General features: G+C 52.9%; 21 protein-coding genes. 11 read left to right on the top strand and 10 right to left on the bottom strand.

The features are described 5' to 3' along the window. Positions 1-87 precede the first annotated feature (87 nt). On the bottom strand, positions 88-2,865 hold the full coding sequence (locus tag G462_RS23695; protein ID WP_051326419.1) for an EAL domain-containing protein: 2,778 nt from the start codon (positions 2,863-2,865) through the stop codon (positions 88-90). Between the two features lie 532 nt (positions 2,866-3,397). Between G462_RS23695 and G462_RS0100585 the strand changes: the two genes are divergently transcribed. Then, positions 3,398-4,558, top strand: coding sequence for a hypothetical protein (locus tag G462_RS0100585; RefSeq protein ID WP_026957267.1), 1,161 nt, complete (start codon positions 3,398-3,400; stop codon positions 4,556-4,558). A gap of 106 nt (positions 4,559-4,664) precedes the next feature. Here G462_RS0100585 and G462_RS0100590 read toward each other — a convergent pair whose 3' ends face one another. From G462_RS0100590 to G462_RS0100615, 6 genes are all read right to left on the bottom strand, one after another. Continuing rightward, positions 4,665-6,329: an AMP-binding protein gene (locus G462_RS0100590; protein ID WP_026957268.1), complete on the bottom strand. Its 1,665-nt coding sequence runs from the start codon at positions 6,327-6,329 to the stop codon at positions 4,665-4,667. A 440-nt stretch (positions 6,330-6,769) separates the two neighbouring features. Continuing rightward, a complete protein-coding gene (oppF, locus tag G462_RS0100595) occupies positions 6,770-7,759 on the bottom strand; it encodes a murein tripeptide/oligopeptide ABC transporter ATP binding protein OppF (RefSeq protein ID WP_035476229.1) in 990 nt (329 codons plus the stop codon). Beyond that, entirely contained in the window at positions 7,759-8,772 is a 1,014-nt protein-coding gene (gene oppD, locus G462_RS0100600; RefSeq protein WP_026957270.1) for an ABC transporter ATP-binding protein, read from the bottom strand. Before oppD ends, oppF begins: the two co-directional genes overlap by 1 nt. 8 nt (positions 8,773-8,780) lie before the next feature. Continuing rightward, entirely contained in the window at positions 8,781-9,689 is a 909-nt protein-coding gene (gene oppC, locus G462_RS0100605) for an oligopeptide ABC transporter permease OppC (RefSeq protein WP_026957271.1), read from the bottom strand. Between the two features lie 19 nt (positions 9,690-9,708). Then, a complete protein-coding gene (oppB, locus tag G462_RS0100610) occupies positions 9,709-10,629 on the bottom strand; it encodes an oligopeptide ABC transporter permease OppB (RefSeq protein ID WP_026957272.1) in 921 nt (306 codons plus the stop codon). A 91-nt stretch (positions 10,630-10,720) separates the two neighbouring features. Next, positions 10,721-12,367 carry an ABC transporter substrate-binding protein gene (locus tag G462_RS0100615; RefSeq protein ID WP_026957273.1) on the bottom strand — a complete coding sequence of 549 codons (1,647 nt, stop codon included), beginning with the start codon at positions 12,365-12,367 and terminating at the stop codon, positions 10,721-10,723. Between the two features lie 1,207 nt (positions 12,368-13,574). Here G462_RS0100615 and adhE point away from each other — a divergent pair. Continuing rightward, positions 13,575-16,283, top strand: coding sequence for a bifunctional acetaldehyde-CoA/alcohol dehydrogenase (gene adhE / locus G462_RS0100620; protein ID WP_026957274.1), 2,709 nt, complete (start codon positions 13,575-13,577; stop codon positions 16,281-16,283). Positions 16,284-16,426: 143 nt separating this feature from the next. Here the strand turns inward: adhE and G462_RS0100625 are convergent, their stop codons facing one another. Next, complete coding sequence (locus tag G462_RS0100625; protein ID WP_035476230.1) at positions 16,427-17,299, bottom strand: DUF2608 domain-containing protein; 873 nt, start codon at positions 17,297-17,299, stop codon at positions 16,427-16,429. Positions 17,300-17,533: 234 nt separating this feature from the next. On the opposite strand from G462_RS0100625, the gene G462_RS21250 reads away from it, so the two are divergent. The 3 genes from G462_RS21250 (at position 17,534) to G462_RS0100640 (ending at position 19,554) form a co-directional block, all read left to right on the top strand. Continuing rightward, positions 17,534-17,926, top strand: a complete 393-nt coding sequence (locus G462_RS21250) for a DUF1294 domain-containing protein (RefSeq protein WP_084404864.1) — start codon at positions 17,534-17,536, stop codon at positions 17,924-17,926. Positions 17,927-18,064: 138 nt separating this feature from the next. Beyond that, positions 18,065-18,727, top strand: a complete 663-nt coding sequence (locus G462_RS0100635; protein WP_169720122.1) for a DUF3108 domain-containing protein — start codon at positions 18,065-18,067, stop codon at positions 18,725-18,727. Between the two features lie 38 nt (positions 18,728-18,765). Further along, complete coding sequence (locus G462_RS0100640; RefSeq protein ID WP_026957277.1) at positions 18,766-19,554, top strand: DUF3108 domain-containing protein; 789 nt, start codon at positions 18,766-18,768, stop codon at positions 19,552-19,554. Here the strand turns inward: G462_RS0100640 and G462_RS0100645 are convergent. Continuing rightward, the gene (locus G462_RS0100645; protein WP_051326420.1) at positions 19,549-20,484 is read right to left on the bottom strand and encodes a LysR substrate-binding domain-containing protein; all 936 of its coding nucleotides are present in this window, start codon (positions 20,482-20,484) and stop codon (positions 19,549-19,551) included. The genes G462_RS0100640 and G462_RS0100645 overlap by 6 nt on opposite strands. A 119-nt stretch (positions 20,485-20,603) precedes the next feature. Here G462_RS0100645 and G462_RS0100650 point away from each other — a divergent pair, with 119 nt between their 5' ends. The 6 genes from G462_RS0100650 to G462_RS0100675 all read left to right on the top strand — a co-directional run bounded on the left by G462_RS0100650 (position 20,604) and on the right by G462_RS0100675 (position 25,576). Continuing rightward, on the top strand, positions 20,604-20,810 hold the full coding sequence (locus G462_RS0100650; protein ID WP_026957279.1) for a DUF1127 domain-containing protein: 207 nt from the start codon (positions 20,604-20,606) through the stop codon (positions 20,808-20,810). A 294-nt stretch (positions 20,811-21,104) separates the two neighbouring features. Continuing rightward, a complete protein-coding gene (locus G462_RS0100655; RefSeq protein ID WP_211234169.1) occupies positions 21,105-21,953 on the top strand; it encodes an SDR family NAD(P)-dependent oxidoreductase in 849 nt (282 codons plus the stop codon). Positions 21,954-21,955: 2 nt separating this feature from the next. Beyond that, complete coding sequence (locus tag G462_RS0100660; protein WP_026957281.1) at positions 21,956-22,819, top strand: TraB/GumN family protein; 864 nt, start codon at positions 21,956-21,958, stop codon at positions 22,817-22,819. A gap of 14 nt (positions 22,820-22,833) precedes the next feature. After that, positions 22,834-23,307, top strand: a complete 474-nt coding sequence (locus G462_RS0100665; protein WP_026957282.1) for a phosphate-starvation-inducible PsiE family protein — start codon at positions 22,834-22,836, stop codon at positions 23,305-23,307. A 151-nt stretch (positions 23,308-23,458) separates the two neighbouring features. Next, entirely contained in the window at positions 23,459-24,034 is a 576-nt protein-coding gene (smrA, locus tag G462_RS0100670) for a DNA endonuclease SmrA (RefSeq protein ID WP_026957283.1), read from the top strand. Between the two features lie 54 nt (positions 24,035-24,088). Continuing rightward, positions 24,089-25,576, top strand: coding sequence for a carboxypeptidase M32 (locus G462_RS0100675; protein ID WP_035476232.1), 1,488 nt, complete (start codon positions 24,089-24,091; stop codon positions 25,574-25,576). Between the two features lie 29 nt (positions 25,577-25,605). Here the strand turns inward: G462_RS0100675 and G462_RS21255 are convergent, their stop codons facing one another. Next, a complete protein-coding gene (locus G462_RS21255) occupies positions 25,606-26,274 on the bottom strand; it encodes a M15 family metallopeptidase (RefSeq protein ID WP_051326421.1) in 669 nt (222 codons plus the stop codon). Positions 26,275-26,298 lie beyond the last annotated feature (24 nt).

The raw sequence follows: 26,298 nt of genomic DNA on the forward strand, positions 1-26,298 counted from the left end.
TACCACTAGGTAAACCAACGAGATGGATAGGCTAGATCCAGTTTGTGACCAGTTAATGACAAGCGCTGCTAGCGTTTCCCCCGAACATCATTTTGCTTGAGCCACGCAGGGCTCAGGGCGACCCAAGCCATAGCCTTGCGCATAATCCACCCCAATCTCCCGGAGGATGGCTTCAATCTCCTGGTTCTCGACAAACTCAGCGGTGGTCTGCATATTCATAAGCTTGGCGATGGCGTGGATCGATTCGACAATCGCCCGATCAGAGGGCTCGGTGACGATGTTGCGCACTAGCGAGCCATCTATCTTCAGATAGTCGACCGGTAGCTGTTTGAGGTAGCCAAACGACGACGTACCACTGCCAAAATCATCCAGCGCAAAGCGAATACCTAGCTTCTTCATCTGGCCGATAAACGACAAGGCCTTAGAGATATGGGAGATTGCGGCGGTTTCAGTGATCTCAAAGCAGATGTTCGCAGGATTTACCCCCGACTCAGCGAGCCGCTCGCGTACCTCTTCCACCAAGTCCTCGTTGGTTAAACTGATACCAGAGAGGTTGATCGACACGACGGTATTGCCGTCGGGGAAGAAGTTGAAGTAGTTCTCAAACACCGATTTGAGTACCCACTTATCGATAAGCTTAATCACCCCATGCTTCTCTGCTGCCGGCACAAACACCGCCGGAGACACTTCAGTGCCATGCTCATCGCGATAACGCAGCAGGATCTCACAACGAGCCTGCCCGGCTCCCTGCTCCTGCAGCGGCACAATCACCTGCTTGGCCAGATAGAACTTGCCCTGCTGCAGCGCCTGTCCGATGTTGGCGATGTAGCCCATCTGCAATTGATCGTTATACAGTTCGTCGTTATCGGGATCGGCCAGATACACCTGCTCACGCCCGCGTTCCTTGGCCTTGTAGCAACTAAGGTCGGCCTTACTCAGTAGCTCGGTCTCATTGAGCTGGCTGCTCACCTGCACCATGCCAATGCTCACTCCCACATCGAAATGGCGCTGTTGCCACTGGAACTTGTAATCACCAACCCGCTTTACAATCAACTCACAGCAGGCCATGGCCTGCTTGGCATCCTTACCGATTTGCAGCAGACCGAACTCATCCCCGCCCAAACGTCCGAGCACGTCTGTATCTGTCACACAGCTTTGAATCACGGTCGCGACCTCCGCCAACATGGCATCGCCAATCAGGTGGCCAACGGTATCGTTCACCAGCTTGAAGCGATCCAGGTCGAGGAAGCAGACAAAGGCATGGTCGCCCTCGTTGAACTGCTGATTGACATAATCAGCCAGCTTCTCATTGAAGAAGTTACGGTTAAACAAGCCGGTCAGCGAGTCAAAGTTGGCCTGATAAGCAACTTTCTCCGAGAGCAGGTACTCATGGGTAATCTCCTTGGTAATGCCGCGGAAGCCCTTATATTCGCGGCTGCTGTTGTAGACTGGCTTGCCCACCAAGGTGTAGATCCGCAGGTCATTCTCATCGAAGCGCACCTTAAACAGCAGGTGATGAAAAGCACTGCGGTGCGCCAAGTGATGCTCCAAACGGCGCAGCGGGAAATCGACCGAGGAGCGCCCCTTCACCAACTCACTAAAGGACTTACCGAGGATTGAGTCCACCGTGAGGCCAAAGGGCTGGCGGGTATCTCCTGATATATAAGAGAGACGATTGTCAATCGAGGTTTCCCAAAAAATATTGGCACCGGCAAGCGCCAAGTCACGGTAGCGATGCTCGTTTTCCACCAAGATCTTTCGGTTACGGTTACCACGGCGGATGATCTCTATCAGCAAGATGATGACCACCACCGCCACCACGAACACCGTCGAGACCAGCCATACCATCAGTCGGTATTTTTGGTAGAAACTGGGCTCTTGATTAAGCAGCACCACATCGCCTGGGAGTTTATCGACATTCAGGCGGTAGGCGCCGAGCTTGAGCGCGTCGAAGTACCAAATACTCTCCACCAAGGTAATCGGCTCAATGCTGTCCACCGAGTCGCCATGGAGGATACGATTGATTAAGCCCGAAGCCTGCTTGGCATGCTCAACACCGCTTAGCTCGTGCGCTCCTACTGCGCCATGATCGATGGTGGTAATGGCGATAGTGAACAAGGGATTAGGTATCCACTTATAGAGCAGCTCAACCCCGCCATTCCAGCTGATCAGCGCGTTGTTGCGCTCTGAAGCCAACAACTGGCCTATCAAAAACACAGGAACATGCGAGTCAACCTCACTAAAGCTCTTTATCACCTCATCATCGCGCAGATCTTCAAACACGATTAGCTCAGAAGGCCCTCCATCAGCTTCCTGTGCTTGCAAGATCTTCGAGAGGTTGGCGCGGCCCGTAGAGGAGCTGTCCGACACTACCACTAAGCGGTCAGAGCCACTTATGCGGCTGATATCAATGGCGGTCTGGGTTAGATCGCGATTTTCAAACACCCCGGTCATACCCGGAGTATCAATCACCGCTTGGTCGACTTTATTGATCCCCAGATACACCAGCGGCACCTCGGGGAAAAAATCGGCGCGATGTTGTTTGATAAGGTTGAATGCTGGGTCATCGGAGACAACGATCACCTCTAAATCCAGTAACCGGTATTTTTGCATGAGGTAATCGAGAAAGACTTGGCGATACTCACCGCCGGGGTAGCGTTTAGCATCCAGATACTCATGGTGGATCTGCGTATCTTCATCCATCGATAAGGCTTCATCAAAGCCCTGCTTAAGAAAGCGCGTCCAACTATGTTCACTATGGTAGGAGTGGATCAGCAGTACACTGTGATCAGCAAAAACAGGAAAGCTGGTTATGGTAAGCAACACCAATAAACGCAGCCAATAAGCAAAACACCGAGGGAACATCCCGCCACCAAATAGATCTGTGCAAGTGACAAGTATTGGGTGGCGTTTTTATATTAGGCAAACCTCGCGATGAGTTTTTTGATTTACAACCCATCAACCGGCGGTATTTTCACCGTTTGTCAGTTATTACTATGGTTATCCCACGCACAGAACATCCTGCCATATTGGTTGGATAGAGGGTAAGACAGTGGGAACAAGTAAGTTGAAGATCACCGCACAGCACTAATGCAAGAGCTCTCTGGCAGCGACTGCGTAGCAGCTTAACTGCGACAGCTCTCTTTCCCTGGGTTTGTTGGTGTGTTCAGCAGTTGCTCGCAATTAATTAAAGTCCACCGCTGTTATGTTTGTCTCTATTCATGCGGATTAAACACCGCCCTTCCGCATCTAACCTTGCTTCATATTTTTACACACTTGAAATTCTAATTAGATAAATAAAATCAAGGTTTTATATAGTTAGCTCTAGTAATTGCATCGCAGAAAAATTGCTTTAGTCTGAACAACCGGATGATAAGACTATATTCAAGGAAAGATAATGAAAAAGCAGCATTTAGTGGTTGCTACTTTGATAACCACAGCGCTAGCTGGTTGTGCAAGCACAGAGCTAAGCCAACAGCTTCAATCCGCAGAAGTCCCCCTAGATAAAGAGTATTCACAACTAGTATTTAATCGCGCTAAGAAAGCCACCTGCCTTGACCTACAAGAGCAGCTTACCGACTACATCATCGAATGCGCACGAGATCGACGAAACACCAACGTTATGATAGGTCCGTTTGATTTAGACTCGACACTACATGTACACAGTAGTGAGCAATACTTTAGGCGTTCGATAGTCAAAGTAGAGACGGCAGCAGGCAAAGCCACATCAGTGAAGCATGCCACCCCATCAATCAAAGGCGATGACGCCAAGTTCTTCCAGATGTTTCTCCCTAAGTATGACGCGCGATTACTTAGCAACTTAGAGACCCAACAAAAACTGCTCGAAGGGGCAATTGCTCTGGGTGACGAAGACTTTGTGCAACGGTTTGTTGCAGACAACGAGGGCGTACTCGATGGAAGACACATCAATAAAGCCAGAGTACAAAGCAGCTTGGACACCTTTTTTGATATCAATGACTATAACTCGAACCTAAAGTCGTACTTTCAAAGCATTGATTACAAATTAGACTACGAAATGTTCGATACGCTTAGAGATGAATATTATTTCTACGCCTTCTTGCATGCCGAAATTAAGCAGCACGTACTCAGAATGAGTGACATTCCTGTCACAGGCACTTTTTGTGACTATACCGGGCGCTCTTTTGAGCTGTGCACCTTAGAAGGCACCCCATTCAAGATTGACAATGTGTTCTCTGATGAACGCTTAACCGTATCAGCATACTACAAGTATGAAGGAGTATACTCGCACGTTGTTCGAGTGGAAAACCAGACAACTGACTATATGAGCGTATCGAATGTAGACGTGCTTTACGATAGTACCTACTACGCAGTACCCATTAGCAATGGCGATATCCCTCCATTATCCAGTCGCGAGTTTATCTTTGAAATACCAAGGCAAAACGCTACAAGCTTCAAAACATCTAGCGCTCGGGCAAGCATTCCTTATGGTATAACCGCTCGCTATGTGTCCAAAGGGGAAACATATCTGCTGAACCAACGCATCGGCTACAATCCGTTCTTGAGCGTTGCGAATTAAACTGAGCCAATAGTAGCGCGTGAGTTAAACCTTGGATTAACGACGCGCTTTACCTGTAGATACAACAAGGGCTGCCAACGCAGCCCTTGTTCAGTTGAGTTCGCGCTTAATCGCGCAACTCTTTACGCAAGATCTTACCCACATTCGACTTTGGCAGCTCATCGCGGAACTCGTACAACTTCGGTACCTTGTAGCCGGTCAGGTGTTTCTTACAGTGGGCTTTTAGCTCGGCTTCGGTCATATCCGCCTTGGTGGTAACAAACAGCTTCACACGTTCGCCCGCCACCTCGTCGGCTACACCGACGGCTGCGGCTTCGATAACCTTGGGATGCAAGGTGGCCACCTCTTCAATCTCGCTAGGGAACACGTTAAAGCCCGACACCAGGATCATGTCCTTTTTGCGGTCTTCGATATTGAAGTAGCCACGCTGGTCCATACGGCAGATATCTCCGGTAGCAATCCAGCCGTCGGCAGACATAATCGCGTCGGTTTCGGCTTGGTTGTTCCAGTAGCCCAGCATCACTTGTGGGCCTTTCACCTGTAGCTCACCGGCTTCACCCACCGGCAACACGCCGCCATTCTCCCCCACTACGCGCATCTCGGTGCTTGGCATGGGTACGCCGATGGTCGGCTCGAAGGTTTGGGTGGTGTGGATGTTGGCGGCAACCACGGGCGAGCACTCGGTCAGGCCATAGCCTTCTACGATCGGCATACCGGTCACTTCCTGCCACTTCTCCGCGACGTGCTGCTGGGTCGCCATACCACCGGCGATGGTGAAGCGAGCGCGGCTGAAGTCGAGTGCACAGAATCCTTTGTGATTGAGCAGGCCGTTAAACAGGGTGTTTAGACCAAAGATCATGGTGAAGGGGTATTTCGACAAGTCGCTGACAAAGCCGTCTAAATCGCGCGGATTAGTGATCAGCAGGTTGTTACCACCAAGGAACATAATCATCATCATGCTCACGGTGTTAGCGAAGATGTGGTACAGAGGCAGCGGCGTTACTGCATGTTCTTTATCATGCAGGGTGCGCGGGCCGAAGTGAGCGAATACTTGCAGCACGTTAGCCACTACGTTGCGATGGGTCAGCATGGCGCCTTTGGCCACGCCGGTAGTACCGCCGGTGTATTGCAAGTAGGCCAAATCGTCACCTTTAAGCTCTGGACGGCGGTACTCCAACTTCTTACCTTCGGTGATGGCGCGGCGCAAGGAAATAGCCCCCGGCAGGTTGTACTTCGGTACCATCTTTTTGACGTACTTCACCACAAAGTTCACCAAGGTGCGCTTATGCGGCGCCAGTGAATCACCGATATGGGTGAGGATGATATGGCGTACCGAGGTCTCGTCGATCACCTGTTGCAGGCTGTTACCAAAGTTGGTCACGGCCACAATCGCGGTAGCGCCAGAGTCACGCAGCTGGTGCTTAAGCTCGCGCGGGGTATAAAGCGGGTTAACGTTCACCACCACCAGGCCGGCGCGAATCGCGCCAAACAGCGCAATCGGGTACTGCAGCAGGTTAGGCATCATCAGGGCGATGCGCTCGCCGGGCTTCATGCGTAGGTAGTTTTGCAGGTAAGCGGCGAAGGCTCGGCTTTGCTGCTCTAAGTCTTGGTAGGACAGCTCGTGGCCCATGTTCACAAAGGCCGATTTAGCGCCATGACGGGAACAACTGTCTTCAAACAGATCCATGATGCTGGGGAACTGCTCTGCATCAATAAACTCTGGGACATCTGCCGGATAGCTATCCAGCCAGGGTTTGTTCGACTTGTTCATAGTGTTAGCTGCCTACTTTGCCGCGGTATCCAAGGCTAAGTGCCCTGAATGCCACATTTTTATTAGTGAATCCGAGCTAAAAACTCTGCCCGGTGGTGAACGGCCGAAAGATTATCCTAACCCGCCATCGAAAGTCAGTAGCCCATCTCAAAGTTTTGTCCGCTCGGACAAATTACATGCAACTTTTTGCCAAAAACGCTGCTTTTACACGCAATTCGCGATCTGGTTGGAGGAGTTAAACAACCCTCACCGTAATGCTTCAAGGCAGGCGGGCTCTGGGCTTACACGTGTTCGCCGAATAAAAGTCGGCCGCCAAATCATGTGAACTTAACGATAGCGCAACACTATGACGGAAAGCGGTCAGTGCGTGAGATAATCGGTTTTGTTGCAGATAAAACAATGCCACCCGCAGGTGGCATTAATTAACACTCAATCGAAGGTTAGCAACTACGAAGCAAACAGCTAACCTGATGCTCCTCGCCACCAGCCAGCTCCGGCTTATGCTGCGCGCATTGCGCTTGCGCTAAGGGGCAGCGAGTGCGGAACACACAACCCGAAGGCGGGTTGATCGGCGATGGCAGCTCCCCTTCCAGCAACTGGATGGTTTTGCTTTGCTCAATATCCGGGTCGGGGATCGGCACCGCCGACAGCAAGGCCTCGGTATAAGGGTGGGTCGGCTTGGCAAACAGCGCTTCGCTACTGGCCAGCTCCACCGCATTACCTAGGTACATGACCAACACCCGATCGGAGATATGCTTCACTACCGACAGGTCATGGGCAATAAAGATAAGGCTAAGCCCCATCTCGCGCTGCAGCTCTTTGAGTAGATTCACCACCTGCGCCTGAATCGACACATCTAGCGCCGAAACCGGCTCATCACAGATCACCAGTTTAGGCTCAAGGATCAAGGCGCGGGCAATCCCGATACGCTGACACTGCCCACCGGAGAACTCGTGCGGATAACGGTTGATTACGTTGGGCAGCAGACCGACTTTGATCATCATCGCCTGTACCCGCTGTTTGACCTCATCACGGCCTAGCTCTGGGTAGAAGGTACGCAGCGGCTCAGCGATAATGTCGCCAATGGTCATGCGTGGGTTTAGCGAGGCCAGCGGGTCCTGGAAAATCATCTGGATCTCTTTGCGCTTCTCGCGCAGCGAGCCTTTGTCCAGCTCGGTAAGATCTTGCCCCAGCCAAACCACCTTACCGGCTTCGCTGGGCACCAAACCTATAACTGCGCGGGCGAAGGTCGACTTACCGCAGCCCGACTCCCCCACTACGCCAAGGGTTTCGCCCTCAAATAACTTGAGCGATACGCCATCTACTGCTTTTAGCAACTTTGGCTTGGCCCAAGGCAGGCCTTTGCTATCTTTGATCTTGAACTGAACCTGCAGGTCCTGCACATCCAATAACAGTTTTTGCTCAGCCATTATTGTCCTCCTGCCTGACCGTTCTGGGCTAGACTCTGGTCTAGGCTCTGATCAAGATAGTAGTCTGAGTGGCAGGCGCGCTTACGGCCCTCGGCAAAGTCTTGCAACAGCGGCGCCTCACTCAAGCAGCGCGCGGAGGCGCGCTGGCAACGCTGGCAGAACGGACAGCCCGCCGGCAAGCTCAACAGATTCGGAGGATTGCCCGGAATGGTCGGTAACACCTCACCCACAGTATCCAGGCGTGGAATAGCCTGCAGTAGCCCTTCGGTATAAGGGTGGCTTGGCTGGTAGAACAGCTCGCGGGCAGTACCGTATTCCATGGTACGACCGGCGTACATCACCAGCACCTTGTCGCAGATCCCAGCCACTACGCCAAGGTCATGGGTAATCATAATAATGGCGGTGTTGAACTCGCGCTTCAGCTCGTTCAAGAGCTCCATAATCTGCGCCTGTACCGTCACATCTAGTGCGGTGGTTGGCTCATCGGCAATCAACAGCTGAGGGCGGCACAACAGCGCCATGGCAATCATCACCCGCTGACGCATCCCGCCAGAGAACTCGTGCGGATACATCTCCATGCGTTTTTTCGCTTCCGGCATCTTCACCGCATCCAGCATATCAATTGATGCTTGGTAGGCATCGCTCGAGCTCATGCCTTTGTGCAGCTTTAATACCTCGATAAGCTGGTCGCCTACCTTCATATAGGGGTTGAGCGAGGTCATTGGGTCCTGAAAGATCATCGCAATCTTCTCGGCTCGAATGCGGTTAAGCTTAGCCTCCGGCAGATTCAAGATGCTTTCGCCGTTAAACAGCGCCTGTCCGCTGGTTTGGCCATTCTTGGCCAGCAGCCCCATCAAGGCAAAGGCGGTTTGGCTTTTGCCCGAGCCAGACTCGCCAACAATGCCCAGGGTTTCCCCGGCTTGCAGCGAGAAGTTCAAATCGTTAACTGCGGTGACCACGCCATCGGGAGTGGTAAATTCAACCCGCAGATCTTGTACATCGAGTAGTTTCATCCTTCCTCCTAGCGATCTTTCGGGTCGAGCGCATCACGCAGGCCATCGCCCACATAGTTAAAGCAGAACAGTGTGGTCACCATAAAGGCAGCTGGGAACAGTAACTGCCAAATGGCGATCTCCATGGTTTGCGAACCGTCTTGCAGTAGCGCGCCCCACGAGGTGCTTGGCTCCTGTACCCCAAGCCCCAAGAAGCTCAGAAAGGATTCGGTGAGGATCATCTGCGGCACCAACAGTGTGGCGTACACCACTACGATGCCCAGCACGTTGGGAATAATGTGACGAGTAATAATCCGCCCCTTACTCACGCCGCACACCTCAGCGGCCTCAATAAACTCTTTGTTTTTCAGGCTCAAGGTCTGGCCGCGCACAATCCGCGCCATATCCAGCCACGACACCGCGCCAATGGCGATAAACACCAACACGATGTTTCGACCAAAGAAGGTCACCAACAGGATCACGAAGAACATAAATGGGATGCCGTAGAGGATCTCCAGCAGACGCATCATCACCCGATCCACGGTGCCGCCCAAAAAGCCCGAGGTCGCGCCATACAAAGTGCCGAGCAATACCGCTACAAAGGCACCTGCCACACCCACACCGAGCGATACCCGACCACCGAGCAAGGTACGCACGTACATATCGCGCCCGAGCGAGTCGGTACCAAAGTAATGGCCTGAGGCAATCGACGGGCCGCTGTGCATCGCTGACCAGTCGGTCTGATCGAAGGCGTACTGGCTGATATAGCCACCAAACAGCACCAATAGGGTAATCACGGTGAGGATTGCCAAAGACGCCATCGCAGCACGGTTACGGAAAAAGCGCATGCGCGCGTCTTGCCACAGGCTGCGGCCTTCCACTTCCAACTGCTCGGCCAGCGCATCCATGGTTTCGCTATTAAGTTTTCTATCTAACATTGCAACTCCTAATAGCGGCCTAGTAGCGGATCTTCGGATCGATAAACGCATACACGATATCGACGATGGCATTGAATAAGATGGTGAAGCTGCCAATCAAGATGGTCAGGCCCAGCACCAACGAGTAGTCGCGGTTCAGTGCGCCATTCACGAACAAGCGCCCCAGACCGGGCAGGCCAAAGATGGTCTCAATTACCACCGAGCCGGTGATAATCCCCACAAAGGCCGGGCCCATGTAGGAGACCACCGGCAGCATTGCCGGGCGCAGTGCATGCTTGAGTACGATATGGCGGAACGGCAGTCCCTTAGCCTTGGCGGTGCGGATAAAGTTGGAGTTCATCACCTCAATCATCGAGCCGCGCATAATCCGGGCGAATGAGGCCACATACAGCAGCGACATGCCAAGCATCGGCAGGATGATGAAGCGCAGCTGACCGCCATTCCAGCCGCCAGCGGGCAGCCACTTAAGCTGAATCGAGAAGATATACACCAAGGTCGGCGCCAGCACGAAGGAAGGCATCACCACCCCGGCCATCGCCGTGGACATAATGCTGTAGTCAATCCAGGTGTTCTGCTTCAAGGCAGCAATGGTGCCTACGCTTACGCCCATCACCACGGTGAAGGCGAAGGCGAACAGGCCAATCTTGGCGGAAACCGGCAGCGCTTGGGCAACCAGTTCGTTCACCGTGTAATCCTTGTACTTAAACGAGGGGCCTAAATCGCCCTGTAACAAGCCACCTAAATACGAGAAGTACTGCTCATGCACTGGCTTATCCAGGCCATATTTCGCCTCGATGTTGGCCAACACTTCAGGTGGGAGTGAGCGCTCACTGGAAAACGGGCTACCCGGTGCAAAGCGCATCATAAAAAAGGTAATGGTGATTAACACCAACAGAGTCGGGATCGCTTCCAAACTCCGTTTCAGAATAAATTTAAACATAGTGAATCCGTTCGAGCTGCCCCACCTGACAGCCAGCCGCTATCGGCTAACACGGTGGGGCGAGTTGGGAGTAATCCCGTGCTCTTAGTTGTTACTCAAGAATATACAGATCTTTGGTGTACAGTTTGTCTTCTGCGTTATTCATCGGGTAACCACCCACTTTCGGGTTCACCAGACGGGCATTTACGTAGTGGTAGATTGGCGCCAATGGCATATCGGCAGCCAGTTGTGCTTCCGCCTGACGGTACAGGTCGCTGCGCTCAGCATCGCTGGTTGCACGCATCGCCTGCTCCATAAAGCTGTCGTAGGCATCGCTGTAGTAGAACTGGTCGTTGTTACCGTTGTTGCTCTGCATCAGCGACAGGAAGGTAGACGCTTCGTTGTAGTCGCCACACCAACCAGCGCGGGTCACATCGTAGTTACCGTTGCGGCGGTTATCCAGGAAGGTCTTCCACTCTTGGTTTTCCAGGCTGGCTTCTACGCCCAGAGTCTGCTTCCACATAGAGGCAATCGCGATGGCCACTTTCTTGTGGTTCTCTGAGGTGTTGTACAGCAGGGTAAACTCAAGCGGGTGGCTTTCATCGAAGCCAGCTTCTTTAAGCAGCGCCATAGCGCGGGCGTTACGCTCTTCTTGGCTCAAGGTAGCGTACTCAGGGGTATCCACCTGCAGGCCAGCCACTTTCTGGTGGGCAAAGTTGTAGGCTGGGTACTCGCCCTTACCTACGATAAAGTTGGCCACGGCGTCACGGTCGATGGCGTAAGACAGCGCTTGGCGAACACGCACATCGTCAAACGGTGGCTTCTTGGTGTTAAAGCCGTAGTAGTAAGAACACAGGTATGGGGTCACTTTGAGTGACTCAGGCTGGTCTTTCTTGATGCGGTCGAAGTGTTCGTTGGCCATCTCGTAAGTCAGGTCAACCTCACCCGCCAGGAAGCGGTTCATATCGGTAACTTGGTTTTCGATTGGCAGGAAGGTCACTTTGTCGATGGTGGTATCGGCGTTATCCCAGTACTGGTCGTTACGCTCCATAACAATCTTTTCGTTTACCACCCACTCGCTCATCTTGTAAGCGCCATTACCCACGAAGTTAGCGGGCTGGGTCCACTTGTCGCCGTGGGCCTCAACGGTGGCGCGGTGTACGGGCTTCAAGGTGGTGTGCGCCGACATTTGAATGAAGTATGGCAGCGGCAGCTCAAGCTCGATTTGCAGGGTTTGCGCATCCAGTGCTTTCACGCCTAGCTCGTCGGCAGGCATCTCACCGGCGATAATCTGCGCGGCATTCTTCATGCCGGTCATTTCCAGGTACCAGCTGTATGGGCCAGCGGTGGCAGGATCAACTGCGCGCTTGAAGCTGTAGACGAAATCTTCGGCAGTTACCGGATCGCCATTCGACCAGCGAGCATCTTCACGTAGCTTGAATACGAAGGTTTGGTTGTCTTCAGTTTCCCAAGACTCGGCGACACCCGGTACGATGTTGCCGTCGCCATCTTGGTTGACCAGACCTTCTAGCAGGTCACGGATCAGATGAGACTCTGGTACACCTTCGGTTTTGTGCGGGTCGAGGGAAGCCGGCTCGGTGCCGTTACCACGCACCAGCTCTTGTACTGCGGCCAAAGTGGGTTCACCACTGGCAGGCGCTGCTGCTTGACTGGCTTCAGGTTGGCTGGCTTGCTCACAAGCGGTTAAGCCGAGGGTCGCCACAACGGCGAGACTAAGAAGAGACTTTGCGGTCTTCATTGAGATATGCGCTCCATGTTTTCACTCACCGGCACTAGCCTGGCGAGTGGGGTCCTATATATGTGTTTTGCGCCTTTGGCGGGGGTATCTACCGACGAACACCCTAATAGCCGTCAAATGCGTCAAATCCCTTTCACTTTGACATGATCTGTCACTGATAGGCAAGTAATAAAACAACACATTAAGCTAATTACGGCCGATTTTGCAGCCCTTTATTTAGGCAAAACGGTTACTTAGCAACACCTCATACTAGTATGAAACATCACCGACACTTTTGACCGGACGCAAATTGATAGCACAAAGTTAACATCTGCAGGGAGGTATTAACCGTTTGAGTTTACTCACCTGTAAGGCTGGCCGCCGCACTCTCTGTTACTTAAAAGTGTCCAATCGCTTAACATCGACGACCACCACGACTATACCCAATGCACGTTCGCGTTAGTGACCCACTTTATGTTCATCGATCGACAGCGAGTAAAGCGAATGACACAGTCAGCGCTTATACCCGAACAACCTCAAGGTGCAGGATTCAGAGCCGCTCAATGCCCATAGGGCGAGGCGAAAATACGAAGGAATGATGACCCATTTCGAGTGTTTTCAACGAAGAACTATGGGCATTGAGCGTCTCCCAAAGGGCGAGCTTTCCAGCCCCTCATACTGCGTTACTGCTCCTTGATTTAGACCACTAGATCGGCGGAGCAGTGCCTTGCCTGAGGGGCTGGCTTATCTCGCTGAACATGCACCTTGAGGTTGCTCGGGTATACATATTCAGATAACGCTACCATCGCTGACCGAATTTGCTGGAAGTTATTGCTTCAGCGACTATTTTTAGGTCTAAAATCTTTCTCAGAGAGGACACGTATACCTACTAAGGCCGTATGGATCTTCAAACGGTTTGTAGGAAAAATGTTAGCGGAGACTGAAAGCCAAAAAGAAAACAAATTGCTCAATACGGTTATAAAATTACATATTTTGCTCATAATCGGCTGAACAATGTCTGCGCAGTCAGCCAAAAATGTTGCTTTTTTACATTTGTGCTTCTGTTACATGTGATCGAGATCAATTTATCAGTTTTTTGACCTCTCTATAATCTCTGCTGTGAAAGGGAATAAGTAAGGCATCCGCCACTTTGCATAGATGAGCCGTCAAAAACGCCCGTGCGAAGGATGTTTAACTTATTCGCTTTAACATTAATGAGGAGAAAAAAATGCCTGTAGGTACTATCGAAGAGCTTGATGCTCTCGTTGCCCGCGTCAAAGCCGCACAAAAAGAGTTTGCGTCATACAGCCAAGAGCAAGTTGACAAGATCTTCCGTGCTGCATCGCTAGCGGCGTCTACTGCGCGTATTGAACTGGCCCGTATGGCTGCCGAAGAATCTGGCATGGGCATCATGGAAGACAAAGTGATTAAAAACCACTTCGCTTCTGAGTTCATCTACAACAAATACAAAGACGAACTAACCTGTGGCGTTATCGAGCGTAACGACGAAGGCGGTACTATTACTATCGCTGAGCCAGTAGGTATCGTTTGTGCAATCGTTCCAACCACTAACCCAACTTCAACCGCTATCTTTAAAGCGCTTATCTCGCTGAAAACTCGTAACGGTTGTATCTTCTCGCCACACCCACGTGCTAAGAATGCTACCAACTTCGCTGCCAAGTTAGTCCTTGACGCCGCAGTTGCCGCCGGTGCTCCAAAAGACATCATCGGTTGGATTGACACGCCTTCAGTTGAGCTGTCAAACGCATTGATGAAGCACGACGACATCGCTCTGATCCTGGCCACCGGTGGCCCGGGCATGGTGAAAGCTGCTTACTCATCTGGTAAGCCAGCAATCGGTGTAGGCGCGGGTAACACTCCAGTAGTTATCGACGAAACTGCCGATATCAAACGTGCTGTTTCTTCAATCCTGATGTCTAAAACCTTCGATAACGGCGTTATCTGTGCATCTGAGCAGGCCGCCATCATCGTTGAGTCAGTATACGACGAGACCATCGAGCGCTTCGCTAAGTATGGCGCTGCGGTACTGAGCAAAGCTGACGCCGACAAGGTACGTAAAGTACTGATGATCAACGGCGCGCTTAACGCCAAGATCGTAGGTCAACCGGCTTACAAGATTGCAGAACTGGCTGGCGTAACCGTACCTAAAGCGACCAAGATCCTGATCGGTGAAGGTCTGGAAGCGTCTTACGACGACGAGTTCTCTCACGAGAAACTGTCTCCGACTCTGGGCGTATACAAAGCCAAAGACTTCAAAGACGCAGTTCGCCAAGCGGGCATCGTGCTAGACATTGGCGGTGTAGGCCACACTTCAGTACTCTACACTGACCAAGACGCTAACGCAGACCGTATCGCTTACTTCGGCGACAAGATGAAGACTGCACGTATCCTGTGTAACACCCCTTCATCTCACGGTGGTATCGGTGACCTGTACAACTTCGAACTTGCACCTTCTCTGACCCTGGGCTGTGGCTCTTGGGGCGGTAACGCAATTTCTGAAAACGTGGGTCCAAAACACCTGATTAACAAGAAAATTGTTGCGAAGCGAGCTGAGAACATGCTGTGGCATAAACTACCTAAGTCAATCTACTTCCGTCGCGGCTCTCTGCCAGTAGCGATGGACGACCTGGACGGCAAGAAGCGTGCGATGATCGTTACCGACAACTTCTTGTTCAACAACGGTTACATCGATGACCTGCGTGCCATCTTGAAAGAGAAAGGCATGGAAGTGGAAGTATTCCACGACGTAGAAGCTGATCCGACTCTGAGCATCGTAGAGAAAGGCGCCCAAGCTTGTCACAACTACCAGCCTGACGTAATCCTAGCTGTAGGTGGTGGTTCGCCAATGGATGCTGCGAAGATCATGTGGGTAATGTACGAGCACCCAGAAACTGACTTCGCTGACCTGTCTATGCGCTTTATGGACATCCGTAAGCGTATCTACAAGTTCCCTAAAATGGGCAGCAAAGCTGAGCTGGTATGTATCACTACCACTTCAGGTACTGGTTCAGAAGTAACTCCTTTCGCGGTTGTAACCGACGACACCACCGGTCAGAAATACCCACTGGCTGACTACGAGCTGACGCCTAACATGGCGATCGTTGATGCCAACTTGGTTATGGATATGCCTAAGTCACTGTGTGCCTTCGGTGGTTACGATGCAGTAACTCACGCTATGGAAGCTTACGTTTCTGTACTGGCGAACGAGTACTCAGACGGCCAAGCTCTACAAGCACTTAAGATGCTGAAAGAGTACCTGCCAAGCTCTTACCAGAACGGTAAAGCTGACCCAGTAGCTCGTGAGAAAGTACACAACGCTGCAACCATCGCTGGTATCGCGTTTGCTAACTCATTCTTGGGTGTATGTCACTCAATGGCGCACAAACTGGGTGCTGAGTTCCACATTCCTCACGGCCTGGCGAACGCCCTGCTGCTGACCAACGTGGTACGCTTCAACGCAACCAACACCCCAACCAAGCAAACTGCGTTCTCTCAGTACGACCGTCCTAAAGCACGCGCTCGTTACGCTGAAGTTGCTGAGCACCTGGGCTTCCGCGAAGGTAACACCCAAGCTAAGCTGGATGCACTGCTGACTTGGTTGGACGAGCTGAAGCAAGAGCTGAACATCCCACTGTCTATCCAAGAAGCGGGTGTTAACGAAGCTGAGTTCCTGGCCAAGGTTGACGAGCTAGCTGTAGACGCATTCGATGATCAGTGTACTGGTGCTAACCCACGTTACCCACTGATTAGCGAGCTGAAGCAAGTACTGATCGACTCTTACTACGGTCGTCCGTATGTAGAAGCTGATGACAGTGCCGACGCAGAAGCACGTCGTGCTAAAGCGGCTAAAGAAGAAGCGGCTGCTAAAAAAGCACCTGCTAAAAAGGCGCCAGCCAAGAAAACTGCTAAAGCCTAAGCCTTAGTCGGTTTAAATTAGCACTGAGCCTCACCTTCGGGTGGGGCTTTTTTATGCCTGCAGTTTGACCCGGTTACCAAGGCGCAAGCTGGCATAAAAAAGCCGCCTTATGGCGGCTCTGTCTGATGCGGGGCACTCGCTCACTAGTTAATGCTCAGGCACTTACCCTCGTTGATACGGGCAGGAAACACCGTCTGCAGGGTCTGAGTTAGCGTATCCCAATCGTCCGCCATCTTGTCGGCCTGCGCTTGGGTGAGCACCGCACCAAACTCTTGCTCACGTAGATGCTCGACGCGGGTGTAATGAATCAACGTCACATCAACGCTCTCATCGTCTTGGTAGGCGGCATTAACGTTATCGATATTCTTCTGGGAGTCGTCGACGAACACAATCTTATCGAAGCTACGCTCAGTTCGCGCCAAGATAAGCTTGAGCATGTCCCCTTTGTCCATACCGGTGGTCATCATCACGCCGCGAGAATAGCTCAGCTCACGCTTGGGCACTTCCCGATACTCAGGGGTAGGCTCACCTTCTGGAGCAAGTGCCGTGACATCAAAGTTGATACCTTTGCTGAGCAACTCACGCTCGGTTGCCGCCCGGTACTTTGGCGAGCGAGAGGTCAGAGCCATCATGGTATAGCCATCGTTTTGCCAGTGCTGAATCGTCTCGGGCACCGATACTTCCACCAACACCTGCGGGTTGAGCTCGTACAGCAGGCCGATGGCATCTTCGAACAAGCAATCGACTTTCTGCTCGTCAGTGGGCTTCACAGCCAGCTTGCCGCGCTGCCACTGGTACCAGATATCGCCACCTAGATCGACGCTACTGGTAAGCACGGTATTGTCGATATCCAACACAATCAGCGTGTCTGCCACCGCATGCTGCTCAAGCTCGGCAGCAACCTTTGCAGTAATGTCGGTGTAGTCATTGGTTTGAATGATTTCGGTGCCCGCAAAGCTCGAGCCAGAGGCTGCCAGCAACACGCTGGCCGCGAGGTAAGATAGCGCTTTTTTCATCGACTTGGTGTCCTTATCGTATCAAGCAAGTCCCTATGGTCATGGGAAAGGGGAAACGGAAATGGGCAGCCGGCTCTTTTGCTGTACTCAGCATGCCTTAGTAGCTCAGGTGGCTGCCCCACCGCCTTCAATATATGACATTTAGATGACGCCGACACCTGCTGTGTGTATTTTGATTAAGCGCTTGAATTGGTTAGGATGCTGTTCAAACAACCACACCCATATGGCTGCAACATGCTTCCTGCACATCACTCATGGTTAACGCGCTTTGCCGCCGTGTATCTACTCCTCTGCCTGATACTGACTTGGCAAGCCCTGCTCCCCGACTACTTCGCATTGGCGAGTGTCGGTATGAGCCTGCTCGCCTACCTGCTGTACGCCATCGATAAGCGCGCGGCCCGGCTCAAGCGCTGGCGAGTCAGCGAGCAACGACTCCACGTGGTTGCCTTGCTTGGGGGCTGGCCTGGCGCGGCCTTGGCTCGCCTGCGACTGCGGCACAAAACCCGCAAGCCCAGTTTTAGTGTGGTGTTGTGGCTGTCAGCTCTGCTGCATATTGGAGTTATTGCCGTGTATATACTTTTTGGGCACTGCAACCATTCTTACTTCGAGCGCTGTTTCACGCTCTAATTCAAGCTCTGGTTCAAGCTCTGGGCCAGATAGTCGCATATCGCAGCTTGGCGCAGCGCAACAGATTTGCCATACTGCCCGGGCTTTTTATCGTTAGTCTGAATTATGCTTCGTTATCTGTTGTTCTCGAGCCTGTTGATGTTAACCACTCACGCCATCGCCCTTCCCCGCCCTTTTGTGGCTAACTATGTCGCTTCATTGAAAGGCGTAAGCCTCGGTAAAGCCCACCGCGAGCTGCTCGACCTCGGCGATGGCTACTACCAGCTGCGCGATGATGGCTCCACAGCGCTTGCCGGGCGCAGCAACCAATACCGCTCGCAGATGCGCATTGTCGACGACAAGGTTGTGGTTGAGCGCTTTAGCAGCCAGAAGTCTCGTTTACTGGGCAGCAACACCTGTAAGGGCTTTATCGATGGTGATGGCCAGTTTCAGATCCGCTTTAATGACAAATCCCATCCCGAGCTCGAAGACTTCCATGCGTATTCCGAACTGCTAGACCCAGCCGCCATGGCGATGCAGCTCTACCTCGACATCAAGCAGGGCGAGACCGAGATGCACTACTGGGTTGTTGATGTGGAGAAAGTCGAGCAGCACCGGGTAAGCTTTATCGAAGAGCAAACCATCGACACGGAGCTCGGCCGCTATCGCACCTTGGTGTTCGAGCACTGGAAGCGCGATGGCCGTTACAACAAACTGTGGCTTGCCCCAGAGCTGGACTATCAGCTGGTAAAAGCCGAAGTAGTTAAAGGCAATATCCATTGGGGCACCGTTGAGTTGACCCAACTTGAGTTCACCGATTAGCCGCCAATCAGGCCTAACTTGGAAAGGGAGACGGCGCTTTGCCATACTTGAGCAACACTTCATCGACAAGCTTCGAGGCCAGATTGATACGTATTCTGTTGGTATTGCTGTGTTTGAGCCCGCTGCTGAGTGCAACGAGCTACGCCCAGATCCAACCCTTCGAGGCCCGCTATCAGGCCAAGTTTAAAGGGGTGCCCATCGGCTCGGGTGAGCGACGCCTGAGTCTGCTACCCGGCGGTGAGTATCAATTAGAGAACCGCGCCAGTGCCCTTGGCGGCAGCATGACCTACGATGTCACCGCGCGCTTTGAGTACCAACAGCAAACGATCGTATCCCTCGGTTATCATCACACCCAAACGGCGCCGTTTAAAAAGCTCAGCGCCCGCGGCTTTCCCGATCGTAAGGGCGGCTTGATCGTGGTATTTGATAACAAAGAGCGCATGCACTTCCCGCCAGAGGAAGACCAAACCAGCCAGCTACTCGATGCAGCCAGCTTCTCAGTACAGCTGCAGCACGATATCAAACGCGGCCTGACCGACATTACCTACTACTACAACACCCTCGATGAGATGGATAAGCATCGCTTTGAGGTCTTGGGTAACGAGCAGGTCACCACCCAGTTGGGCAGCTTCGATACGGTCAAGGTTGAGCAACGCAAAAACGACAGCCGAGTCACCTATTTATGGCTGGCCCCCGCGCTTGATTATCAGGTGGTAAAAGCGGAGATCGTGCGCAAAGGCAAAAGTTGGGCAACCCTTGAGACCACCTACTTAAAGATTGCCGACGATATCTTACTCACCAGCAAATCCAGTGATGACCGCTCATAGGCTTGCCGCATCCACCACGTCTAATTGACTGAGTTCGCTGTCTTTCCAGAAGGCATCAGCTTGCTGCTGCAACCAGCCGCAAAAGCGGCGGTTCTTGTCCCTACGCATCGCCACCTCTGGTGCAACCATGTAGTAGCGATAGCGCGAGCGCACCATCTTATCGCCCACAATCACCAGGGTTCCCTGTTTCACATAGCGCCACGCCAGTGAGTGGCGCACCAACGCCACCCCCTGCACTGCTAACGCGCCTTCCACCTGTAGCTGCGAACCTTGATAGCGTAAGCTCGCCTGCGGCGGGCCACAGCGCTCCCCTACCGCATCAAACCAGCCCTGCCAGCTCATATCCGGTAGCGTATCTTCCAGCAGGGTCGCCCGCGCCAGATCGCCCAAGCCTTCAATACCGTGTTGCTGTAGGTACATGGGATGGGCCACCGGGTAGAGCACATCGTTCATCAGCTCTTCACAAAAAAGGCCCGTGCTTGGCGCCGGGCTAAAGCGAACACAGAGATCGATGGGCTGACGCGAGAAGTCCACCTTCTCCTCGGCGGTTTGCAGCAGTACCTGTAGGTCGGGGTTGAGCTGTTGGAACTCGCCAAGCCGAGGGATCAGCCATTGATGGGCAAACGAGGCAAGGGTGGAAATCGCCAGTTTACCGGGCTCCGGGTCACCGCGCAGCTCAGCGATGCCCCGCTCGATATGATGAAAGCCCTTCTCGGTATGCGCCAGCAGCTGCTTCCCCACCGCAGTAAGCGTTACCTCACGGTGCCCGCGCTCAAATAAGCTCATATCCAGCCAGCTCTCGAGGCTGCGGATCTGCTGGCTGACCGCAGCCGAGCTAACAAACAGCGCTTGTGCGGCTTGCTTAAAGCTGCCGAGGCTGGCAGCAACATAGAAGTAATACAGCGATTGCAAAGGCGGCAAGCGTTCCATCAGATAAGTTTTCCTTAACTCACTGCCAAAATTCCACGTTTGTCAGTATAGCGCCCCCTGGTCAAACTAAGTCAAGAGAATAAAGCATCAATGAAGTTAGCCAAATAAAGGGAGGGCTTATGTCAGTCGCCAGCAAAACCACAGAGCAAAGTCGTGAAGTTAGCTTTACTAACCTGATAATGGATTATTTGAAACAGATTAAGATGGCTTATCGTAAACAGCGCAGTCGCCGAGCATTAGCCACGCTCAGCCCTCATCAGCTAAAAGACATTGGCTTAAGCCGCGCTGATGCAATAAATGAGGCCAGCAAGCCGTTTTGGCGTTGAACACTTTGAGCACGTTGAACACTTTGACCACTTAGAGAAAACAAAGCCCCTAACACTGAGGGGCTTTGGCTTTATGGCGGCGATATATCCATATGACCAGAACAATCGTCCATTTTACAGACATAAAAATCATACTACCTCCAGCGATAAGTTTAGCGCCCGAGTAGGAGCTTTGCTCGCTTTAGCTGCGCTTTCAACAACTCAGCCAACGGCCCATCAAATAAGCAACTAGTCATTGTCAGCCCGTTGTAAGGCGTGTCACACTAACCGCTGTGTTCGCCATCGGTAGCCTTTATGTCGTCGGTCCCAAGCTCAATACCCAAGACCATCCTTATTACCGGCTGTTCCAGTGGAATTGGCCTCTATAGCGCCCAGCAGTTACAGCAAGATGAGCGTTTCACGGTCATCGCCAGTTGCCGCAATCCAAAAGATGTGGCTCGCCTCAATCAGCAAGGGATTACCTGTGTCCAGCTAGATTTGGACGATGAAGCGAGTATCGAGCAAGGCTGGCAACACGCCTTGGAGCTGGCAGACGGTAAGCTATTCGCCCTGTTTAACAACGGTGCCTATGGCCAATGCGGCGCCCTCGAGGATTTACCCACTCAGGCGCTACGCCAACAGTTTGAGAGCAACTTTTTCGGCTGGCATCATCTCAGCCGCCTGGCCATTGCGCATATGCTTGAGCAAGGCGAAGGACGCATCATCCAAAACTCTTCGGTACTTGGCTTGGTGGCCATGCCCCATCGCGGCGCCTATATCGCTAGTAAGTTTGCGCTGGAAGGTTACACCGATACCCTGCGCCTGGAGCTGGCCGATACCCCGATTCAGATAAGCTTGATTGAGCCGGGGCCGATCCGCAGTGCGTTCCGGCAAAATGCGCTGTCGGTGTTCCAGCGAACCATCGACTCGGCAGCGTCACGTCACCGCTTGGCCTATCAGGGCACCATCGACCGTTTGGCCAAGCCCGGCGACAGCAACCGCTTCACTCTGGGTCCCGAGGCCGTACATCAAAGCCTGCTCAAGGCACTGCTGAGCCAGCGCGCCAAGCCGCGTTATTGCGTCACTTTTCCTACTTACTTGTTTACCTTTTTGCGCCGGATACTGCCGACTCGCCGGCTCGACAACCTACTGGTTAAGGGCTAACCGTGACTCGTTACCTTAAATCGCTGCTCACCCTGTTCTACATCTTCGGCTCCGCCAGCAGTTACGCGGAGCCGGTGCTTTGGCTGGCCCAGAAGGGCCAGCAGCAGCTCTACTTGTTTGGCTCGGTCCATCTGGCAAAGCCAGATATCTATCCACTACCGAGCCGCTATCTCGACTTATTCGATGCTAGCGTGCGTTTGGTGATTGAAACCGACGTGCGCAACTTCAGCGCCGAAGACCAAAAGCTGATGCTAAGCCTGGTGCGCGCCGATGCAGACCAGGACTTGCAAGCCTTGTTGGGTGATGCCCGCTTTGAGCAGCTGCAGCAAATTGCCCAGCAGTTAGGCCTGCGCGGTCAGCTGCAAGCCTATCAACCGTGGTATCTGGCCATGCTAATTAGCATGCAGCAGATCAAGAGCCTCGGTTATCGCGCTAGTGAAGGGCTCGATCTGCACTTTATCCACCGCGCCAGCGACCAGCAAAAGCGCATAGTCAGCCTGGAGACGCCGGCAGAGCAGATCCATACCCTATCCAGCCTGGAGAGCATCGAACTGGAGCTGCTGACCCAGACCATCGACGACTTTGACAAGGTGCCCGAACTGTTCGGCAAGTTGATTCAGCACTGGCAAGGCGGCAATCATCAGGCCCTCTATCAACTGCTGATTGACGACCCGATGTACCAGCAAGAGCAACCAGAAGTTATCAACAAACTGTTGTTTGAGCGCAACCGGAACTGGATGGATACGCTAAGCACCCTACAAGGGCGCAGCTTCATAGTTGTGGGAGCGCTGCATTTATATGGCGAGCAAGGCTTGCTAACCTTACTGAAAGAACAAGACTTTAGCATTTCCGAAGTCACCCCCTAGCCCAAGGAGCCGGTATGGATAAAGACTCGCACAATGATATGTCGCTGCATCAGGAACTGCCCACTCATCATTCCGATCCGCTGATCGCCTTCTACCATCGGATCATTCGGCTGTGCATCAAAATTTTGGCCGCGCTGATGGTGCTGGTCATTCTCTGGGGAATTGGTGATGTTATCTACGTGCTCTACCAACGCTTGATTGCGCCACCGTTTATGCTGCTAAACATCAACGATATCTTCTATACCTTCGGCGCCTTTATGGCAGTGCTGATTGCGGTGGAAATCTTTATCAATATCCGCCTGTATTTGGAAGCCAATGTCTTCCCGGTGCGCTTGGTGGTTGCCACAGCCTTGATGGCAGTGGCCCGAAAGGTGATTGTATTGGATGTCGATAAGCTCGATGCTACCTACATCTTCGCCATTGCCGCCACGGTATTGGCATTAGGGGTTACCTACTGGCTAATGGGCCATCATCACAACGGCCGTTAAGCACCTCACTTAACTCAAGGCGTTAATCGCGTCTTACCTGCAAAGCAGTGGAGAGTGTTTGAACAATTAAACCGCCTCCGCTGCTTTCTCAATTGCACTGTTCAAAAGGGTCGATTATAAAGAAATAAAACGTGTGATAGGAGCCACTACTATGTCCGATGATTTTGACCTGTTCCAACAGGAAATGGCTGGCATCACGCCGATAAAGCAAGACGCCCTCCCGCAAACCAAGCGCCCACTCGACAAGCAAAACCGCTTGGCGCGCCAACAAGCCGCCGAGCACAGCAATGAGCCCGACAAAGAGTACCTGTCGCTGGATTACGTGGAGCTGATCCATCCAGAAGACACCGTCGCCTACAAAAAAGACGGTGTGCAGGAAGGGGTATTCAAGAAGCTGCGCCTTGGTAAATATGAGGTGCAAGCGCGCCTTGACCTACACCAACACCGCCTTGAGCAAGCGCGCACTGAAATCCTTAACTTTATTAAAGAGTGCCAACGCCTGCAGCTGCGCAGCGTGCTGATCGTTCATGGTAAGGGGCGTACCACCCAGCCACCGGCGTTAATGAAAAGCTACGTAAGCCAGTGGTTGACTCAAATCGACCAGGTATTGGCCACCCACAGCGCCATTGGTGCCCATGGCGGAACCGGTGCCTTGTACGTGCTACTGAAAAAAGGCGCCGAACAAAAGCTTGAGAACCGCGAACGGCACGCGCGTCGCCTCGCCTAACCAGCAACGCGCCGCCTAACAGACCAGATTGAGTCAGATATAGAAAGGAAACCCATGTCTAAACCTGCCTACCAGCAACTCTGCGATCACTACCAGAAGCTCGACCACTTTAATCACCTAGCCGCCATCTGCGGCTGGGACCAAGCCACCATGATGCCAAGCGGCGGTAACCAAGCACGCTCAGAAGCCATGGCCACCTTATCGCTGCAAATCCACGAGCTGGCAACCGCCCCGCAACTGGCAGAGCTATTCGATAAAGCCCAAGATGAATCGCTGGACGCCGAGCAACACGCCAGCCTGCGCGAGATGCAGCGCCACTGGCGACAAGCCACGGTATTACCGGCCGATCTGGTCAAGGCCAAGTCACTGGCTGGCTCCAAGTGTGAGCATGCCTGGCGCGAACAACGCCCCAACAACGACTGGCAAGGCTTTGAGAAGAACTGGGCCGAAGTGGTTCGCCTGTCCCAGCAAGAAGCACAGATCCGCGCCGAGGCCGCTGGCCTAAGCCCCTACGATGCGATGCTGGAACTGTATGAGCCCGGGGTAACCAGCGCCGAGCTCGACACCCTGTTCAGCGAGGTTAAGCAATGGCTACCACCGCTGATCGATCAGGTCATCGACAAGCAAGCCAGTGAGAGCTTGATTCAACCGACTGGCTGCTTCCCAGTGGCCCAGCAAAAGGCGCTGGGGCTAGAAGTGATGCAGACCCTGCAGTTCGACTTCAGCCATGGCCGCTTAGACGAAAGCGTGCATCCCTTCTGCGGCGGGGTAAAATCGGACGTACGTTTGACCACCCGTTACCACGACAGTGACTTTGTGCAATCGCTGATGGGCATCGTTCACGAAACCGGCCATGCCCGCTACGAACAGGGGCTACCTCATCATCTGGCAGGTCTACCAGTGGGCGAAGCGCGCTCCATGGGCATCCATGAGTCACAGTCGCTGTTCTTCGAGATGCAACTGGGCCGCAGCGAACCCTTTATCGCCATGCTCAGCAAATTGGCCAACAAGCACTTTGTCGACACCCCCTCCAAGGTGCTCACCCAAGATAACTTCCATAAGCTCTATACCCGGGTGAAAAAAGACTTTATCCGGGTCGACGCCGACGAGCTCACCTACCCCGCCCATGTCATCCTGCGCTACGAGATTGAGCGCGACCTAATGAACGGCACCCTCGACCACCGCGACGTGCCCGAGCTGTGGGATAGCAAGATGCAGCAGTATTTAGGGCTATCCACCCAAGGCAATTTCAAAAACGGCTGTATGCAAGATATTCACTGGACCGATGGTGCCTTTGGCTACTTCCCGTCCTACACCCTCGGCGCGATGTATGCTGCGCAGTTTATGGCCGCGATGAAGCAACAGTTAGATGTAGAAGGCTTAATTGCAAAGGGCGAGTTGACGCCTATCTTTGATTGGCTGAGCAGCCAGATTTGGAAGAAAGCCAGTTTGTTAAGCACCGGGGAGCTGGTTCAGCAAGCGACCGGAGAGAAGCTCAATGCCAGATATTTCCAGCAGCACTTGAGAGAGCGCTACCTATAAACCGGCGAACGACATTGCTCAATATGCAGCTAGATAGGGCTACTTCCATAAACGGCATGGGAGTAGCCAGCTAGCAAGGCCCAATACTGGTCGCCATAGGAAAAATGCCACCATTCTCGGTGATAGTTTACAAACCCTGCCTCGCTCATCACCGCACATAACATCGCTCTATTGTGATGCGCTGTTGCCGACAGGCCTGCAGCCTGAGTCTCACATAGGCTCGGTGGCACCTCCCTCCACTGCTTGATCTCCATGCCGAAGTCGAGAACCTGGCCGACTTCATCGATGATCTCTACATCGACAGCACCGCCAGAGCAGTGCGGTGGCGTAAGCGGATCGCCATCAATGGATTGAGTAGGAGCAACCAGACGGGCGGCAATACGATAGGCGTCTGTAAGTGATATGTCGCTAGCCTCTGACATCACTTGATTGAGGTGGCTTTGGAACAGCTGCTGTTGAAGCTTCGGTGAGCGGTAGCCTTCATAGAGCCTCAGTCTAAGCCCCGGCGGAAGGCTCAGTTGTGCCTGTAGCAGCCTGTGCAATACGCCTTGCCTAACCAGATGATAGTAGGGTTTGCTTGAGGGGCTCTCTGGCGGTGGCCCAAGCTCGATAAGCCCATGAACAGACACTAGCCCTTCACCACACTCGGCAATGGGCGTAGCGACTACGGCTGGTGAGGATATATCAAGATGAATCAACGCGCTCTCGGCTATTCAGTTGCT

It is taken from the genome of Aliagarivorans taiwanensis DSM 22990 (assembly GCF_000429505.1).
In the GTDB taxonomy this organism is placed as follows: Bacteria; Pseudomonadota; Gammaproteobacteria; order Enterobacterales; family Celerinatantimonadaceae; genus Aliagarivorans; species Aliagarivorans taiwanensis.

Bases quoted from the DNA above. Each gene is read 5' to 3' on its own strand.
- G462_RS23695 (WP_051326419.1), bottom strand. From the start codon at position 2,865: ATGTTCCCTCGGTGTTTTGCTTATTGGCTGCGTTTATTGGTGTTGCTT.
- G462_RS0100585 (WP_026957267.1), top strand. From the start codon at position 3,398: ATGAAAAAGCAGCATTTAGTGGTTGCTACTTTGATAACCACAGCGCTA.
- G462_RS0100590 (WP_026957268.1), bottom strand. From the start codon at position 6,329: ATGAACAAGTCGAACAAACCCTGGCTGGATAGCTATCCGGCAGATGTC.
- oppF (WP_035476229.1), bottom strand. From the start codon at position 7,759: ATGGCTGAGCAAAAACTGTTATTGGATGTGCAGGACCTGCAGGTTCAG.
- oppD (WP_026957270.1), bottom strand. From the start codon at position 8,772: ATGAAACTACTCGATGTACAAGATCTGCGGGTTGAATTTACCACTCCC.
- oppC (WP_026957271.1), bottom strand. From the start codon at position 9,689: ATGTTAGATAGAAAACTTAATAGCGAAACCATGGATGCGCTGGCCGAG.
- oppB (WP_026957272.1), bottom strand. From the start codon at position 10,629: ATGTTTAAATTTATTCTGAAACGGAGTTTGGAAGCGATCCCGACTCTG.
- G462_RS0100615 (WP_026957273.1), bottom strand. From the start codon at position 12,367: ATGAAGACCGCAAAGTCTCTTCTTAGTCTCGCCGTTGTGGCGACCCTC.
- adhE (WP_026957274.1), top strand. From the start codon at position 13,575: ATGCCTGTAGGTACTATCGAAGAGCTTGATGCTCTCGTTGCCCGCGTC.
- G462_RS0100625 (WP_035476230.1), bottom strand. From the start codon at position 17,299: ATGAAAAAAGCGCTATCTTACCTCGCGGCCAGCGTGTTGCTGGCAGCC.
- G462_RS21250 (WP_084404864.1), top strand. From the start codon at position 17,534: ATGCTTCCTGCACATCACTCATGGTTAACGCGCTTTGCCGCCGTGTAT.
- G462_RS0100635 (WP_169720122.1), top strand. From the start codon at position 18,065: ATGTTAACCACTCACGCCATCGCCCTTCCCCGCCCTTTTGTGGCTAAC.
- G462_RS0100645 (WP_051326420.1), bottom strand. From the start codon at position 20,484: ATGGAACGCTTGCCGCCTTTGCAATCGCTGTATTACTTCTATGTTGCT.
- G462_RS0100650 (WP_026957279.1), top strand. From the start codon at position 20,604: ATGTCAGTCGCCAGCAAAACCACAGAGCAAAGTCGTGAAGTTAGCTTT.
- G462_RS0100655 (WP_211234169.1), top strand. From the start codon at position 21,105: ATGTCGTCGGTCCCAAGCTCAATACCCAAGACCATCCTTATTACCGGC.
- G462_RS0100665 (WP_026957282.1), top strand. From the start codon at position 22,834: ATGGATAAAGACTCGCACAATGATATGTCGCTGCATCAGGAACTGCCC.
- smrA (WP_026957283.1), top strand. From the start codon at position 23,459: ATGTCCGATGATTTTGACCTGTTCCAACAGGAAATGGCTGGCATCACG.
- G462_RS0100675 (WP_035476232.1), top strand. From the start codon at position 24,089: ATGTCTAAACCTGCCTACCAGCAACTCTGCGATCACTACCAGAAGCTC.